Origin of the sequence: Pseudomonas sp. S44 (genome assembly GCF_016624805.1) — a bacterium.
GTDB classification, from domain to species: Bacteria; Pseudomonadota; Gammaproteobacteria; order Pseudomonadales; family Pseudomonadaceae; genus Aquipseudomonas; species Aquipseudomonas machongensis.
Window position 1 is genome coordinate 1 of the sequence record NZ_JACVTY010000030.1, and the last position, 17074, is coordinate 17074.

Here is a 17074-nt window from a genome sequence, read left to right on the forward strand (position 1 = left end):
CTTTACGCCCCCCGCCCCGACAATTCCCCCAAAGCGGCCGACGCCGCAAGACGGGGAGATCCACCGATGAACATGCTCGACGGAGTGTCACTGCTGCTGGCAGTGGCGTTGGCCATTTACCTGCTGGTTGCGCTGCTGCGCGCCGATCGCAGCTAGGGAGCGGCCATGCACAGCTACGACTTCGCATTGCTGCTGGCGTTTCTGGCCCTTGTGCTGCTACCAGCACCCTGGCTTGGGCGGTTCTACTACAAGGTCATGGAGGGTCAGCGTACCTGGCTGTCGCCGATCCTCGGCCCGGTAGAGCAGGGTTGCTACCGGTTGTCCGGGGTGCGCGCCGAGCAGGAGCAGAACTGGAAGCAATACACCCTGGCGCTGCTGGCCTTCAACCTGGTGGGCTTCCTGGTGCTGTTCGCCGTGCTCCTGCTGCAGGGCTCGCTGCCGCTCAACCCGCAGCACCTGCCGGGCCAGGAATGGTCGCTGGCATTCAACACCGCTGTCAGCTTCATGACCAACACCAACTGGCAGGCCTACAGCGGTGAGGCCTCGCTCAGCTACTTGAGCCAGATGATCGGCCTGACCGTGCAGAACTTCGTCAGCGCCGCCACCGGCCTTGCCGTGCTGGTCGCCCTGTGCCGTGGTATCGGCCGGCGCTCCACTCACAACCTGGGTAACTTCTGGGTCGACATGACCCGTGCCACCCTCTATGGCCTGCTGCCACTGTGCATCGTGCTGGCGTTGCTGCTGGTGTGGCAGGGTGTGCCACAGACATTCGCCGACTACGCCCATGCCGTCACCCTGCAAGGTGCCGACCAGAGCATCCCGCTGGGCCCTGCCGCCAGCCAGATCGCGATCAAGCAACTGGGCACCAACGGCGGCGGCTTCTTCGGCGTCAACTCGGCGCATCCGTTCGAGAACCCGACAGCCTGGAGCAACCTGTTCGAGGTGGCTTCGATCATTCTGATTCCGGTGGCACTGGTGTTCACCTTCGGCCACTACGTCAAGGACCTGCGTCAGAGCCGGGCGATCCTGGCCTGCATGTTGGGCCTGTTCCTGATCGGCGGTGCGGTCGGCCTGTGGGCCGAGTACCAGCCCAACCCGGCCCTGGACAGCGCTCAGGTGCAGCAAAGCGCGCCGATGGAAGGCAAGGAAAGCCGCTTCGGCACCACCGCGAGCGTGTTGTGGGCCGTGACGACGACCTCCGCCTCCAACGGCTCGGTCAACGCCATGCACGACAGCCTCAATCCGCTGACTGGCATGGTGGCGATGGTCAACATGATGGTCGGCGAGGTGATCTTCGGCGGCGTCGGTGCAGGCCTCTACGGCATGCTGCTGTTCGTGCTGATCGCGGTATTCCTGGCCGGGTTGATGATCGGTCGCACGCCGGAATACCTGGGCAAGAAGTTGCAGGCCCGCGAAGTGCAATTGTTGGTGGCGACACTGCTGGTGATGCCGGTTGGCGTGCTGGTGCTCGGCGCCATCGCCGCCAGCCTGCCGGGGCCGGCAGGTGCGGTGAGCAATCCGGGGCCGCATGGTTTCAGCCAGTTGCTGTATGCCTACACCTCCGGCACCGCCAACAACGGCTCGGCTTTCGGCGGCTTTGGTGCCAACACGGTGTTCCACAACCTGATGATCGGCCTGGCCATGCTGATCGGGCGCTTCGGCTACATCCTGCCAGTGCTGGCCCTTGCAGGCAGCCTGGCCGCCAAGAAAAGCGCGCCGCAGGGCCAGAACAGCTTCCCCACCCATGGCCCGCTGTTCGCCGGCCTGCTGTTGGTGACCATCCTGCTGGTCGGCGGGCTGACCTTCCTGCCGACCCTGGCCCTGGGGCCGATCGCCGAACAGCTGAGCCTGGGTTTCTGAGGATCCGAACATGAACATGCCCATTTCTGAAGTGAAAGCTCCCCGCGCCGTCGACCAGACCCGCTTCGCCGCGCTCTGGCGCCCGGCCCTGATGCAGGCCTTCGTCAAGCTCGATCCGCGCCAGCTCAAGCGCTCGCCGGTGATGCTGGTGGTCGCCCTGACGGCTGTGCTGACCACGGTCCTGTGCCTGGTGCCCGGCAGCGGTGTGAGCACCGGCGTGGCGGTGCAGATCGCCCTGTGGCTGTGGTTCACCGTACTCTTTGCCAATTTCGCCGAAGCCTTGGCGGAAGGCCGGGGCAAGGCCCGTGCCGATAGCCTCAAGGCCGGCAGCCAGGGCCTGACCGCTCAGCGCCGTCTGGCCAATGGCAGCTTCGAAACCGTCGCTGCCACCGCATTGCGCAAGGACGATGTGGTGCGCGTGGTGGCCGGTGAGCTGATACCGGGTGATGGCGAGGTGCTCGAAGGCATCGCCGCCGTCAACGAGGCGGCGATCACCGGCGAGTCTGCGCCGGTGATCCGCGAATCCGGTGGTGATCGTTCGGCCGTGACCGGCAATACCCGGCTGGTTTCCGACTGGTTGCTGATACGCATCACCAGCAACCCCGGTGAGTCGACCCTGGACCGCATGATCGCTCTGGTCGAAGGCGCCAAGCGCCAGAAGACCCCCAACGAGATTGCCCTGGATATCCTGCTGATCGGCCTGACCCTGATTTTCCTGATCGTGGTGGTGACCTTGCAGCCGTTCGCCCATTTCGTGGGCGGCAGCCTGCCGCTGATCTTCCTCGCCGCGTTGCTGGTGACGCTGATCCCGACGACCATTGGTGGCCTGCTGTCGGCCATCGGTATCGCGGGTATGGATCGCCTGGTGCGCCTTAACGTCATCGCCCGCTCCGGGCGTGCGGTGGAGGCTGCGGGCGACGTGCACACGTTGATGCTCGACAAGACCGGCACCATCACCTTCGGCAACCGCCGCTGCAGTGCCCTGCACGCAGCGCCCGGTGTTACCCCCAAGGAGCTGGGGGAGGGAGCCTTGCTTGCCTCGCTGGCCGACGACACGGCCGAGGGCAAGTCCATCGTCGACTACCTGCGCCAGTTGCACGACTTCGACGAGCCGGCTGCCGCGCAGTACAGCGCCATCGCCTTCAGCGCCGAGACGCGCCTTTCGGGTATCGACTTCGGTCAGCGCCGCTACCGCAAGGGCGCGGTGGATGCGGTGCTGGCGTTCGTCGGCTTGCAACGCCTGGAAATGCCGGCTTCGCTGGCCCGTGAAGTCGAACGCATCGCCCAGAGTGGCGGCACCCCCTTGCTGGTATGCGTCGACCGCCACTTGCTGGGGGTGATTCACCTCAAGGACGTGGTCAAGCCCGGCATCCGCGAGCGCTTCGCCGAGTTGCGCAAACTGGGTATCCGCACCGTGATGGTGACCGGCGACAACCCGCTGACCGCTGCGGCCATCGCCGCCGAGGCCGGTGTCGATGACGTGCTTGCCGAGGCCACCCCCGAGAAGAAGCTGGCGCGCATTCGCCAGGAGCAGAATGACGGCCGCCTGGTCGCCATGTGCGGTGACGGTGCCAACGATGCCCCGGCCTTGGCCCAGGCGGATGTCGGCATGGCCATGAACGACGGTACCCAGGCGGCGCGCGAGGCGGCCAACATGGTCGACCTGGACAGCGATCCGACCAAGCTGCTGGATGTGGTCCAGGTCGGCAAGGAACTGCTGGTGACCCGTGGTGCACTGACAACGTTCTCCATTGCCAACGACGTGGCCAAGTACTTCGCCATCCTGCCGGCGCTGTTCGCTTCGATCTACCCGCAACTGGGTGTGCTCAACCTGATGCGCCTGAGCAGCCCGCAAAGCGCGATCCTTTCGGCGATCGTCTTCAACGCGCTGATCATCATCGTGCTGATCCCCCTGGCCTTGCGCGGAGTGCGCGTGCAGGCGGCAAGTGCCGCGCACCTGCTGCGGCGCAACCTGCTGATCTACGGCGTGGGCGGCATCCTGGTGCCGTTCGCCGGGATCAAGCTGATCGACATGCTGCTCACTGCACTGCACCTGGTCTGAAGGAGAGACGAACATGAGCACCTACGTACGCCCGGCCGTGAGCCTGGTCCTGCTGATGACCCTGGTCACCGGCGCGTTGTACCCGCTGGCGGTGACCGGTATCGCCCAGGTCGCCTTCCCCGAGCAGGCCAATGGCAGCTTGGTGCGCGATGAGCAGGGGCAGGTTCGCGGCTCGGCGTTGATCGCCCAGGAATTCAAGGGCGACGGCTGGTTCCAGTCGCGCCCTTCGGCCGGCGCCTTCGCGACGGTATCCAGCAGCGCGAGCAACCTGGCACCGAGCAATCCGGTGCTGGCAGAGCGGGTCAGGAGTGATGCCGCCGCCCTGTACCAGCCTGAGCTTGGGCCGGTGCCGCAGGCCCTGTTGACCACCTCCGGCAGCGGGCTCGACCCGCAATTGCCGCCGGAGGCGATCGCCTACCAGTTGCCGCGCGTTGCGGCGGCGCGGCAGATCCCCATCGAGCGCTTGCAAGCGCTGGTAGATGAGGCCACTCTGCGGCCATTGGTCGGCCCGCCGGTGGTCAATGTGTTGGCGTTGAACCAGGCGTTGGCGCGGTTGGCGCCTGTTACTGAGCGCTGATAATCCAGGCCGTGTCGCGGCCATCGCGGGGCAAGCCCTCCCCCAGGTTCACCGGCGTTCACAAGAACGGCGCAGGACCTGTGGCTTGCCCCGTGATGGCCTGCGAAGCAGGCCCCTGGCCCCCTTACCAAAGGATCAAGCATGAGTGATTCCGCCCGCGCCGATGCGCTGTTGGCGAGCCTGCCCCGCAACGGTCGCGGCAGGCTTAAAGTATTTCTGGGCGCAGCTCCCGGCGTGGGCAAGACGTTCGCCATGCTCCAGGCCGCCCATGCCCAGCAGCGCCAGGGGGTAAAGGTGCTGGCGGCGGTGGTGGAGACCCATGGCCGGGCCGAAACCGAGGCGCTGCTCGGTGGCTTGGCGCAGCAGCCCTTGCTGCGCAGCGAGTACCGCGGCGTCATCCTCGAAGAAATGGACCTCGATGGCCTGCTCAAGGCTGCACCACCGCTGGCGCTGGTCGACGAGCTGGCTCATACCAACGCCCCAGGCAGCCGTCACGCCAAGCGCTGGCAGGATGTTCAGGAACTGCTCGCTGCCGGTATCGATGTGTATACCACGGTCAATGTCCAGCACCTGGAAAGCCTCAACGACAAGGTTCGCGACATCACGGGCGTTCAGGTGCGCGAAACCCTGCCCGACTGGGTGCTGCAGGAAGCCTTCGAGCTGGTGCTGATCGACCTGCCGCCACGTGAACTGCTCGAGCGCTTGCGCGAAGGCAAGGTCTACGTGCCTGAGCAGGCACGGGCGGCGATCGATGCGTTCTTCTCCCAGACCAACCTCACCGCCTTGCGCGAACTGGCCATGCAGACCGCTGCAGCCCAGGTCGATGCCGACCTTGCCCATGGCTACCGCCAGCGCGGCGAGCAGGCGCCGACCTTGCGAGGGCGCCTGCTGGTCGGGGTCGATGGCGATGAGCAGGCCGAGCGTCTGGTGCGCCATGCCAGCCGCGTCGCCCAGCGTCGGCATTTGCCGTGGAGCCTGGTGCATGTCGACAACGGCAAGCTACGTGACGAGGGCGCTCGTCAGCGCCTGCAGGCCGCACAGCAACTGGCCGAGCGCCTGGGCGGCGAAGTCGTGGTACTCAGGGCCGGGGAGGTGGCGCGCACGCTCATCCAGCATGCGCTGGAACGGCGGGCGAGCCTGGTGCTGGTCGGCCAGTCCCGCGACCGTCTGCGCCGCCGCGTGCTCGGTGCGGGCGTCGCCGCACGCTTGCTGCGCGACAGCCGGGGGCTGGAGATCAATGTGCTCGACCGCGACGCTCAACCTGTACCGACAGGGGCGGTGGTCAATCGAGTGTGGGTCTGGCGCCACTATTGGCTGGCGCTGCTGGCGACCATGCTGGCGGCAGGGCTGGCCTGGGCCGTGTCCAGTGTGCTGGCCTTGCCGAACATTTCGCTGGTGTTCCTCGCGGCGGTGCTGCTGGTCGCGGTGCGCAGCAGCCTGGGGCCTGCGCTGGCCTGTGCGGCGCTGTCGTTCCTGACCTACGACTTCCTGTTCATCCCGCCGAGCTTTTCGTTCAGCATCCAGCGCGAAGAGGATGTGCTGACCCTGGTGTTCTTCCTGCTCATGGCGGCCCTGACCGGCAATCTCGCCGCTCGTCAGCGCCGTCAGTTGCAGGCGCTGCGCGAAACCCAGGGCGAGACCCGGCAACTGCTCGACCTGTCGCGTCGCCTGACCGTGGCCACGGATCGCCAGGCGGTTTTCAGTGCCGCCGGGCAGCACCTGGACGATTGGCAGGGTATCCAGATCTGTCTGCTCGAGCGCGATGCCGAGGGCTTGTTGCAGGTCGCCAGCGGCGGGCCGCAGGTCTTTACCGACAATGAGCGCGCCGCTGCCGAATGGGCCTGGCAACATGGCCAGGCAGCAGGGCATGGCAGCGATACCTTGCCCCATGGTCGCTGGTGGTGGTGGCCGCTGGCGGTCGACGAGACTCCCTTGGCCTTGCTGGGGGTGCAGCCGGCCTCGGGCGAGCCGTTGAGCGCGCAGCGCCGTCGCTTGCTGACGGCGCTGGCCGAGCCGCTGGCCCAGGCCCTGGCCCGCGCGCGCCTGGGCGAGCAGCTCGAAGCCGCGCGCCTGCATGGCGAAACCGAGCAGTTGCGCAGCGCCTTGCTTGCCTCGGTGTCCCATGATCTGCGCACCCCGCTGACCGCCATGCGCGGTAGCATCGACAGCTTGCTGGCACTGGGTGATGCGATCCCTCCGGACGATCGCCGTGAGCTGCTCGAAGGCACACGCAACGAAGCCGAGCGCCTGGATCGTTACATCCAGAACCTGCTCGACATGACCCGGCTGGGCCATGGCGGCTTGAAGCTTGCGCGTGACTGGGTGTCGCCCGGCGATATCGTTGGCAGCGCTCTGAACCGTCTGCGCGCGGTGCTGGCACCGTTGCGCGCAGACACCGAGGTACCTGCAGAGCTGCCCCTGCTGTTCGTGCATGCAGCGCTGATCGAGCAGGCGCTGGTCAACGTACTGGAGAATGCCGCACGTTTCTCGCCGGTCAATGGTCGCCTGGCGCTGCGGGTGGAGGTGCAGGACGAGCACCTGTGCTTCGCGGTCGCGGATCAGGGCCCGGGCATTCCGGTGGCCGAGCGCGAGAAGATCTTCGACATGTTCTACACCGCTGCCCGCGGCGACCGCGGCGGGCAGGGCACAGGCCTGGGGCTTGCGATCTGCCAGGGCATGATCGGCGCCCATGGCGGCAGCATACTGGTCGGCGAGGGCATCGATGGCCAGGGCACCTGCATCACTCTATGCTTGCCGTTGCCTCTTCAACCCGACAGCGACAGTGAAGCCCCATGAGCCAAGCCGCCACCCTTCTGGTCATCGACGACGAACCGCAGATCCGCAAGTTCCTGCGCATCAGCCTCGTGTCCCAGGGCTACAAGGTGATCGAGGCTGCGACCGGCGGCGAAGGCCTGGCTCAGGCGGCGCTGAGCAAGCCTGACCTGGTGGTGCTCGATCTCGGCTTGCCGGATATGGACGGCCAGCAGGTGTTGCGCGAACTGCGAGAGTGGAGCGCCGTGCCGGTGATGGTGCTGTCGGTGCGAGCCAGCGAGGTGCAGAAGGTCGATGCGCTGGATGGCGGTGCCAACGACTACGTGACCAAGCCGTTCGGTATCCAGGAGTTCCTTGCCCGGGTGCGCGCGCTGTTGCGACACAAACCCCAGGCGGGCTCCGGGCAAGCGGCCAGCGCCAGCTTCGGTGCGCTGGTGGTCGACTTCGCCTATCGCAAGGTCACGCTCGACGGCGTCGAGGTGGCACTGACACGCAAGGAGTACGCGCTGCTGGCGCAACTGGCCGGGCATCCGGGGCGGGTGATCACCCAACAGCAACTGCTCAAGGATATCTGGGGCCCGACCCATGTCGACGACACCCACTACCTGCGCATCGTGGTGGGGCATCTGCGGCACAAGCTGGGCGACGATCCGACCGCGCCGCGGTACATCATCACCGAGGCGGGAGTGGGCTATCGGTTGGTGGCGCCGCCATCGGTTTGAATGCTGCGGGCGATCCGTCAGGCTGCAGCCCATCGCGCGATATAAGCCCGGTCAATGGTGGCAGACGTCTCGCACCTTACCCTCTAGATTTCGTCAGGCGTGCTGGAAGCCCTGAATAACGATAACGAGGGACCCGACCATGACCACCGCCCCCCAAGCGTCCAACGCCTGGCGCATCTTGTTCCTGCTGTTCCTGGCCAACCTGTTCAACTTCTTCGACCGCACCATCCCCGCGATCATCATCGAACCGATCCGCCTGGAGTGGCACCTGAGCGATTTCCAGATCGGCCTGATCGGCACCGCTTTTACCCTGGTATACGCCATCGCTGGCCTGCCGCTGGCGCGCATGGCCGATACCGGCTCGCGCGCCAAGCTGATGGGCTGGGGCCTGGCGGCCTGGAGCGGGCTGACGGCGGTCAACGGCATGGTCGGCAGCTTCTGGAGTTTTCTGCTGGTGCGCATGGGCGTGGGCATCGGTGAAGCCAGCTATGCGCCGGCCGCCAACTCGCTGATCGGCGATCTGTTCCCGGCCGAGCGACGGTCGCGGGCGATGGGCATCTTCATGCTCGGCCTGCCGCTGGGCCTGTTGCTGGCGTTCTTCACCATCGGTGCCATGGTCCAGGCATTCGGCAGCTGGCGTGCGCCATTCTTCATCGCGGCGGTACCCGGCCTGGTGTTGGCGCTGTTCATCTTCCTGATCCGCGAACCTGCGCGGGGCGCTGCGGAAACCGTTGCCATCTCCCAGGCGCCGATCGATCGCCCGCTGCGTCGGGTGCTGAGCGTGCCCACGTTCGCCTGGCTGGTACTGGCGGGGCTGACCTTCAACTTCGCTTCCTACGCCTGCAACTCGTTCATGGTGCCGATGCTGCAGCGCTACTTCGCCTTGCCCTTGCATGATGCGGCCGTGGCAACGGGGATGATCGTCGGTCTGAGCGGCCTGGTTGGGCTCACGCTAGGGGGCTGGGTGGCCGACAAGGTGCACCAGCGTTTTGCCAATGGGCGTCTGTTGTTCGCCGCGCTGAGCATGTTGGTGGCCACTCTCGCCACCGCCTGGGCACTGCATGCCGGGCGTATCGAGCTGGGGCTGTTCGTCGCGGTGTTCGGCGTCGGGTGGCTGTTCTCGTACAACTTCTACACCTGCGTGTACACGGCGATTCAGGATGTGGTGCAACCGCGCCTGCGGGCTACCGCCATGGCCCTGTACTTCGCCGGGCTGTACCTGCTCGGTGGTGGCCTGGGGCCGGTGGTGGTCGGCGGGCTGTCGGATCATTTTGCCGTGTCGGCCATGGAGGCGGCGGGACAGGTGGTGATGAGCGAGGCGTTCAAGGCCCAGGGGCTGCATGACGCGATGTACCTGATCCCGGTGGCGCTGCTGCTGACCCTGGTGTTTCTGCTGGCGGCGTCGCGTTGCTTTGTGCGTGATGCGCAGAAGATGCGCGAGGGGATGGTGCTCGAAGGCGACGCAGTGACTGCCCGCGCCGCCGAAGCCTGAGCTCTAGCCGACTTGAGCCTGCTCACTCCTATCAGGGCTGAGCAGGCTCTTGGGTTTTGAACGCGTTAGTCGCTCTTTGTCATTGCACAAAGGGATCAACTGTTCGCCGTCTCCAGAAACGCCGCCTCCAGCAACTGACGCGTATACGGATGCTGCGGCGCATGGAATATCTCCTGCGCATCGCCTTGCTCCACCACATGCCCATGCTTGATCACCATCAACTGGTGGCTCAAGGCCTTGACCACCGCGAGGTCATGGCTGATGAACAGGTACGTCAGGTTGTACTTCAACTGCAGGTTGCGCAGCAGCTCCACAACCTGACGCTGTACGGTGCGGTCCAGCGCCGAAGTCGGTTCGTCCAGCAGGATCAACGCCGGCTTCAACACCAGTGCGCGGGCGATCGCGATCCGCTGGCGCTGCCCGCCAGAGAACTCGTGCGGATACCGGTGCCGTGTGCGCGGGTCCAGCCCCACTTCCTCCAGCGCCGCAATGATCGCGGCTTCCTGCTCGGCGGGGGTGCCGATCTTGTGAATCCGCAAGCCCTCGCCAACGATGTCGGCCACGCACATGCGCGGGCTCAGGCTGCCGAACGGGTCCTGGAACACCACCTGCATTTCGCGGCGCAGCGGCCGCACGTCCTGCTGCTTCAGCCCTTCCAGCGACTGCCCGTGGAAGCGAATCCCACCCTGGCTTGCGATCAAGCGCAGGATCGCCAGCCCCAATGTCGATTTGCCCGATCCGCTCTCACCAACGATCCCCAGGGTTTGCCCCTGCGGGAGGCTGAAATTGATCCCGTCGACGGCTTTCACATGATCGACAGTGCGGCGCAGCAGGCCCTTCTTGATCGGGAACCACACCTTCAGGTCGTTGACTTCCAGCAGCGGTTTGCCGATCGCGTTCGCCGCCGGGCCACCGCTGGGTTCGGCATTGATCAGCATCTGCGTATAGGGGTGCTGCGGGGCCTTGAACAGTGTCTCGCAGTCGGCCTGTTCGACGATCTTGCCGCACTGCATCACGCACACGCGGTGGGCGATACGCCGCACCAGGTTGAGGTCGTGGCTGATCAGCAGTAGCGCCATGCCCAGGCGCGCCTGCAGGGACTTGAGCAAATCGAGAATCTTGAGCTGCACGGTGACGTCGAGCGCGGTGGTGGGCTCGTCGGCGATCAGCAGTTCGGGTTCGTTGGCCAGGGCCATGGCGATCATCACGCGCTGGCGCTGGCCGCCGGAGAGCTCATGTGGCAGGGCCTTGAGGCGCTTCTTCGGGTCGGGAATGCCGACCAGTTCGAGCAGCTCCAGGGTGCGCGCGGTGGCCTGCTTGCCGGTGAGGCCTTTGTGCAGCAGGAGGATCTCGTTGATCTGCTTCTCGATGCAATGCAGTGGGTTCAGCGAGGTCATCGGCTCCTGGAAAATCATCGCGATGCGATTGCCGCGGATGCGCTGCATGGGCTTCTCGCCCAGGTGCAGGAGGTCCTTGCCGTCGTAGTGGATGGTGCCGCTGGGGTGGCGGGCGAGCGGGTAGGGCAGCAGGCGCAGGATCGAGTGCGCGGTGACTGATTTGCCTGAGCCGCTCTCGCCGACCAGGGCGAGGGTCTCGCCCTTGCGGATGTCGAAACTGATGCCATCGACGACGCGGTTGACCTGCTCGCCGGTGACGAACTCCACCGCCAGGTCGCGCACTTCGATCAGGGTGTCTTGGCTCATGTCATTTCCTCGGGTCGAAGGCATCGCGGGCGGATTCGCCGATGAACACCAGCAGGCTTAGCATGACGGCCAGCACGGCGAAGGCGCTGATGCCCAGCCACGGCGCCTGCAGGTTGGACTTGCCCTGGGCGACCAGTTCGCCCAGCGACGGCGAGCCGGCGGGCAAGCCGAAGCCGAGGAAGTCGAGGGCGGTGAGGGTGCCGATGGCGCCGGTGAGGATGAATGGCATGAAGGTCATGGTCGAGATCATGGCGTTGGGCAGGATGTGGCGGAACATGATCGGGCCGTTGCGCATACCCAGGGCGCGGGCGGCGCGCACGTACTCGAGGTTGCGTCCGCGCAGGAACTCGGCGCGCACGACATCCACCAGGCTCATCCATGAGAACAGCAGCATGATGCCGAGCAACCACCAGAAGTTGGGCTGCACGAAGCTTGCGAGGATGATCAACAGGTAGAGCACCGGCAGGCCCGACCAGATTTCCAGGAAACGCTGGCCAGCCAGGTCCACCCAGCCGCCATAGAAGCCCTGCAGGGCACCGGCGATGACGCCGACGATGGAGCTGGCGATTGTCAGCGTCAGGGCGAACAGCACCGAGACGCGGAATCCGTAGATCACCCGGGCGAGCACGTCGCGCCCCTGGTCGTCGGTGCCGAGCAGGTTGTCGGCCGAAGGCGGCGCGGGGGCAGGGACCTTCAGGTCGTAGTTGATGCTCTGGTAGCTGAACGGGATCGGCGCCCACAGCACGAAGCTGTCCTTTTTTTCCAGCAGTTCGCGGATATAGGGGCTCTTGTAGTTGGCTTCCAGCGGGAATTCGCCGCCGAAGGTGGTTTCCGGGTAGCGCTTGAACGCCGGGAAGTACCACTCGCCGTCGTAGCGCACGGCGATGGGCTTGTCGTTGGCGATCAGCTCGGCACCCAGGCTCAGGCCGAACAGGATGAGGAACAGCCACAGCGACCACCAGCCGCGACGGTTGGCCTTGAAGCGCTCGAAGCGCCGGCGGTTCAGGGGAGAGAGGGCCATGTCAGTGCTCCCGGCTGGCGAAGTCGATGCGCGGATCGACCAGGGTGTAGGTGAGGTCGCCGATCAGTTTCACCACCAGCCCCAGCAGGGTGAAGATGAACAGGGTGCCGAACACCACCGGGTAGTCGCGGTTGATGGCCGCTTCGAAACTCATCAGGCCCAGGCCGTCGAGAGAGAAAATCACCTCGATCAGCAGGGAGCCGGTGAAGAAGATACCGATGAACGCCGACGGGAACCCTGCGATCACCAGCAGCATGGCGTTGCGGAATACATGGCCGTAGAGCACGCGGTTGCGGCTCAGGCCCTTGGCCTTGGCGGTGATCACGTACTGCTTGTTGATCTCGTCGAGGAAGCTGTTCTTGGTCAGCAGGGTCATGGTGGCGAAGTTGCCGATCACCAGCGCGGTGATCGGCAGCACCAGGTGCCAGAAGTAGTCCATCACCTTGCCAGTGGTGGACAGCTCGTCGAAGTTGTTGGAGGTCAGGCCCCGGAGCGGGAACCAGTCGAAATAGCTGCCACCGGCGAACAGCACGATCAGCAGGATGGCGAAGAGGAACGCGGGGATGGCGTAGCCGACGATGATCGCCGAGCTGGTCCAGACGTCGAAGTGGCTGCCATGGCGCACCGCCTTGGCAATCCCCAGCGGGATCGACACCAGGTACATGATCAGTGTGCTCCACAACCCCAGCGAGATCGACACGGGCATCTTCTCGGCGATCAGGTCGATGACCTTGGCATCGCGGAAGAAGCTGTCGCCGAAGTCGAGCTGGGCGTAGTTCTTGACCATGATCCACAACCGCTCTGGGGCTGACTTGTCGAAGCCGTACATGCGTTCGATTTCAGCGACCAGCGCCGGGTCCAGGCCTTGGGCGCCGCGGTAGTTGGAGCCGGCTACCGATACTTCGGCACCGCCGCCGGCAATGCGGCTGGTGGCGCCATCGAAGCCTTCGAGCTTGGCGATCATCTGCTCGACCGGGCCACCGGGGGCGGCCTGGACGATGATGAAGTTGATGATGAGGATGCCGAACAGGGTCGGGATGATCAGCAGCAGGCGGCGCAGAATGTAGGCAAGCATGTCAGTTCGTCTCGTCCACGAGTGGCACGCGCGCTTCGCTGACGGCCGGGGTCACGTCGGGCTTGATCCACCAGGTATCGATGCCGATATCGTATTTGGGTGACACCTTTGGATGGCCAAGGTGGTTCCAGTAGGCGACCCGCCAGGTCTTGATGTGCCAGTTGGGAATGACGTAGTAGCCCCACAGCAGCACACGGTCCAGCGCGCGGGTGTGGGCGACCAGGCTCTGGCGCGAGTCGGCATTGATCAGGTCTTCGACCAGTTGGTCGATGGCCGGGTCGCGCAGGCCGATGGTGTTGCGGCTGCCCGAGCGGTCGGCGGCGGCGCTGGTCCAGTACTCACGCTGTTCGTTGCCCGGCGAGTTGGATTGCGGGAAGCCGCCGACGATCATGTCGAAGTCGCGCGAGCGCAGGCGCGTGATGTATTGCGAGACGTCGACGCGGCGGATGGTCAGGTCGATGCCCAGGTCGGCGAGGTTGCGCTTGAACGGCAGCAGGATGCGTTCGAACTCGGTCTGTGCCAGGAGAAACTCGATCGACACCGGCTTGCCCTGGGCGTCGACCATCTTGTCGTTCTCGATCTTCCAACCGGCGTCCATCAACAACTGGTAAGCCTTGCGTTGCTGCTCGCGAATCATGCCGCTGCCGTCGGTGACGGGATTGTGGAACGCCTCGCTGAAGACCTGCTCGGGAATCTTGCCGCGCAGCGGCTCGAGAATCTTCAACTCGTCGGCGGAGGGCAGGCCCGTAGCGGCCATCTCGGAGTTTTCGAAGTAGCTGCCGGTGCGGGTATAGGCACCGTTGAACAGCTGCTTGTTGGTCCATTCGTAATCGAGCAGCAGGCTCAGGGCCTGGCGCACGCGGATGTCCTGGAACACGGGCTTGCGCAGGTTGAAGATGAAGCCCTGCATGCCGACCGGATTGCCGTTGGGCAACTCTTCCTTGATCAGACGCCCGTCGCGCACCGCAGGGACGTTGTAGGCGGTGGCCCAGTTCTTCGCGCTGACTTCCAGGGCATAGTCGAACTGCCCGGCCTTGAGCGCCTCGAGGGCGACGGCAGTGTCGCGGTAGGAGTCGAAGGTCATGGCGTCGAAGTTGAACATGCCGCGGTTGATCGGCAGGTCCTTGGCCCAGTAGTCCTTGACCCGCTCGTAACGGATCGAGCGTCCGGCCTTGACCTCGGCGACCTTGTACGGGCCGCTGCCCAGCGGGATCTCGAGGTTGCCGCGGGTGAAGTCGCGGGTCTCGTACCAATGCTTGGGCAGCACTGGCAACTGGCCCAGGATCAGCGGCAGCTCTCGGTTGTTGCTGTGCTTGAACTTGAACAAGACGCGCAGCGGGTCTTCGACGATCACCTCGGAGACATCACCGTAGTACTGACGGTACAACGGCGCGCCCTGCTGGGTGAGGGCGTTGAAGCTGAACACGACGTCTTCGGCGCGGATGGGGTGGCCGTCATGGAAGCGTGCTTCAGGTCGCAGGTAGAAGCGTACCCAGCTGTTGTCAGGGGCCTTCTCGATCTTGCCGGCGACCAGCCCGTACTCGGTGAAGGGCTCGTCCAGGCTCTGGCGCATCAGGGTGTCGTAGATGATGCTGATGTTGTCGGCCGATACGCCCTTGTTGATAAAGGGGTTGAGGCTGTCGAAACCGCCGAAGCTGGACTGGCGGAAGGTCCCGCCCTTGGGGGCATCGGGATTGACGTAGTCGAAATGCTTGAAGTCGGCGGGGTACTTGGGCGGTTCGTCGTAGAGCGTCAGGGCGTGTTGCGGGGCGGCCAGCGCGGGTAGGCTCAGGCAGGCGAGCAACAGGCTGCAGGCCAGGCGCAGGCGAGGCGTCGGCATCATTTGGCTTTCTCCGAAGTCTTGAGCCACCAGCTGTTCAGGCCCAGGGTGTAGGGCGGCGTGGTGACGAAGGCGAACCGGTTGCGGTAGGCCAGGCGATGGTTGTCCAGGTACCAGTTGGGAATCATGTAGTAGTGCCACGACAGCACCCGGTCCAGCGCGCGCGCAGCGGCGACCTGATCATCGCGGGTGCGGGCGGCCATGAGCGTGTCGAGCAGGTGATCGACCACAGGGTCCTTGATGCCCGCGTAGTTCTTGCTGCCCTTGACGGTGGCCTGGCTCGAGTGGAAGTACTGCCACTGCTCGAGGCCGGGGCTGAGGGTCTGGTTCAGGGTCATCAGGATCATGTCGAAGTCGAATTGGTCCAGCCGTTGTTTGTACTGGGCTCGGTCTACCGTGCGCAAGCGCGCGTCGATGCCGATGCTGGACAGATTTTCGACATAAGGTTGCAGGATGCGTTCCAGATTCGGGTTTACCAGCAGCAACTCCAGGCGCAACTGGCGGCCTTTGGCGTCGACCAGGCGCTGCCCGTCGAGCTTCCAGCCGGCTTCGCCGAGCAGGCCCAGGGCCGTTCGCAAGGTCTGGCGGTCGATGCCGCGCCCGTCGGTCTGGCTGACCTGGTAGGGCTCGGTGAAGAGCTTGGCGGGTAACTGTTCGCGAAACGGTGAGAGCAGCAGCCATTCCTTGCCGATGGGCAGCCCGCTGGCGGTGAATTCACTGTTGGGGTAGTAACTGGTCGAGCGACGGTAGGCACTGCTGAACAGGGCACGGTTGGTCCACTCGAAATCGAGCATCAGCCCCAGCGCCTGGCGTACCTTCGGGTCGGCGAACGCGTCGCGGCGGGTGTTCATGAACAGACCCTGGGTCTGGGTCGGGATCCGGTGCGGGATCTGTGCCTTGATCACATCGCCACGGCGGATCGCCGGGAAGTTATAGCCGTTGGCCCAGTTCTTGGCCTGGTGTTCGATGTAGATGTCGAACTCGCCAGCCTTGAACGCTTCGAAGGCCACGGTCGCGTCACGATAGAACTCGAACTCCACGCGGTTGAAGTTGTACTTGCCGCGGTTGACCGGCAAATCCTTGCCCCAGTAGTTCTTCACCCGGCTGAACACCAGTCGCCGACCGGGCTGCACCTCGGTGATGCGGTACGGACCGCTGCCCAGCGGAGGCTCGAAGGTGGTGGCCTTGAAGTCACGATCTTGCCAGTAGTGCTTGGGCAGCACTGGCATTTCGCCCAGGCGCAGGATCAGCAGCGGGTTGCCGGCGCGCTTGAAGACGAAGCGGATACGCAGCGGCCCCAGGATGTCGACGCGCTGCACTTCCTGCAGGTTGGTGCGGTACAGCGGATGGCCTTCCTTGAGCAGGGTGCGGTAGGAAAACGCCACGTCGGCCGAGGTGATGGGGTGCCCGTCATGGAAACGCGCCTCGGGATGCAGGTTGAACACCACCCAACTGCGGTCTTCGCTGTACTCCACCGAGCGGGCGATCAGGCCATAGCTGGAGGTCGGTTCGTCGCCGGAAGGATCGTATTGGCCGGTGCCGACCATCAAGGTCTCGTTCAGCTCGTTGACGCCGTACTGCTGGAAATTCGGTGTCGAAACGGGGCTGGTGCCCTTGAAGGTGTAGGGGTTGAGCGTGTCGAAGGTACCGAATGCCATGGCCCGCAAAGTTCCGCCTTTAGGCGCCTGCGGATTGACCCAGTCGAAATGGGTGAACGTGGCCGGGTACTTGAGCGTGCCGAACTGCGCATACCCGTGGCTTTCGGTCACGGTCGCGACTGCGGGGAAGCTCAAGGCCAGGCTCAGTGACAGGAGGAGGGGTCTTATCAAGTCTGGAATCCGGTCAAGGCGGCGTTGGGCTTGGTCCGGCGTACAGTAACAGCTTGTCTGGAATGGAAAAAGGGTATGGCGGGGGCGGTTGTGGAAGCGGGCTGGCCCGCGAAAAGTACAC

General features: G+C 64.9%; 12 protein-coding genes. 7 read left to right on the forward strand and 5 right to left on the reverse strand.

Going from position 1 to position 17074, the window contains the following annotated elements; all coding sequences use genetic code 11:
• The first annotated feature begins 66 nt into the window (after positions 1 to 66).
• The 7 genes from kdpF (at position 67) to IAE40_RS20265 (ending at position 9485) form a co-directional block, all read left to right on the forward strand.
• The gene (gene kdpF, locus IAE40_RS20235) at positions 67 to 156 is read left to right on the forward strand and encodes a K(+)-transporting ATPase subunit F (RefSeq protein WP_063545570.1); all 90 of its coding nucleotides are present in this window, start codon (positions 67 to 69) and stop codon (positions 154 to 156) included.
• Between the two features lie 9 nt (positions 157 to 165).
• Positions 166 to 1860 (forward strand): potassium-transporting ATPase subunit KdpA, encoded by a 1695-nt coding sequence (gene kdpA, locus IAE40_RS20240; protein ID WP_200603751.1) that lies wholly within the window; start codon positions 166 to 168, stop codon positions 1858 to 1860.
• 10 nt (positions 1861 to 1870) lie between these two features.
• Positions 1871 to 3922 carry a potassium-transporting ATPase subunit KdpB gene (gene kdpB / locus IAE40_RS20245; RefSeq protein WP_200603752.1) on the forward strand — a complete coding sequence of 684 codons (2052 nt, stop codon included), beginning with the start codon at positions 1871 to 1873 and terminating at the stop codon, positions 3920 to 3922.
• A 13-nt stretch (positions 3923 to 3935) separates the two neighbouring features.
• Positions 3936 to 4499: a potassium-transporting ATPase subunit KdpC gene (gene kdpC, locus IAE40_RS20250; RefSeq protein WP_200603753.1), complete on the forward strand. Its 564-nt coding sequence runs from the start codon at positions 3936 to 3938 to the stop codon at positions 4497 to 4499.
• A gap of 141 nt (positions 4500 to 4640) precedes the next feature.
• Complete coding sequence (locus IAE40_RS20255; RefSeq protein WP_200603754.1) at positions 4641 to 7295, forward strand: sensor histidine kinase; 2655 nt, start codon at positions 4641 to 4643, stop codon at positions 7293 to 7295.
• The gene (locus tag IAE40_RS20260) at positions 7292 to 7993 is read left to right on the forward strand and encodes a response regulator (protein WP_054894352.1); all 702 of its coding nucleotides are present in this window, start codon (positions 7292 to 7294) and stop codon (positions 7991 to 7993) included. Before IAE40_RS20255 ends, IAE40_RS20260 begins: the two co-directional genes overlap by 4 nt.
• A 139-nt stretch (positions 7994 to 8132) precedes the next feature.
• Positions 8133 to 9485 carry a spinster family MFS transporter gene (locus tag IAE40_RS20265; protein ID WP_200603755.1) on the forward strand — a complete coding sequence of 451 codons (1353 nt, stop codon included), beginning with the start codon at positions 8133 to 8135 and terminating at the stop codon, positions 9483 to 9485.
• Between the two features lie 95 nt (positions 9486 to 9580).
• Here the strand turns inward: IAE40_RS20265 and IAE40_RS20270 are convergent, their stop codons facing one another.
• Genes IAE40_RS20270 through IAE40_RS20290 form a run of 5 tightly spaced genes read right to left on the reverse strand, consistent with a single transcriptional unit; the run spans position 9581 to position 16953 of the window.
• The gene (locus tag IAE40_RS20270) at positions 9581 to 11188 is read right to left on the reverse strand and encodes an ABC transporter ATP-binding protein (RefSeq protein ID WP_200603756.1); all 1608 of its coding nucleotides are present in this window, start codon (positions 11186 to 11188) and stop codon (positions 9581 to 9583) included.
• A 1-nt stretch (position 11189) separates the two neighbouring features.
• Positions 11190 to 12209, reverse strand: a complete 1020-nt coding sequence (locus IAE40_RS20275; RefSeq protein WP_054894349.1) for an ABC transporter permease — start codon at positions 12207 to 12209, stop codon at positions 11190 to 11192.
• A gap of 1 nt (position 12210) precedes the next feature.
• Positions 12211 to 13284, reverse strand: a complete 1074-nt coding sequence (locus tag IAE40_RS20280) for a microcin C ABC transporter permease YejB (protein ID WP_054894348.1) — start codon at positions 13282 to 13284, stop codon at positions 12211 to 12213.
• Position 13285: 1 nt separating this feature from the next.
• A complete protein-coding gene (locus tag IAE40_RS20285; RefSeq protein WP_200603757.1) occupies positions 13286 to 15127 on the reverse strand; it encodes an extracellular solute-binding protein in 1842 nt (613 codons plus the stop codon).
• On the reverse strand, positions 15124 to 16953 hold the full coding sequence (locus IAE40_RS20290; protein ID WP_200603758.1) for an extracellular solute-binding protein: 1830 nt from the start codon (positions 16951 to 16953) through the stop codon (positions 15124 to 15126). Before IAE40_RS20290 ends, IAE40_RS20285 begins: the two co-directional genes overlap by 4 nt.
• Positions 16954 to 17074 lie beyond the last annotated feature (121 nt).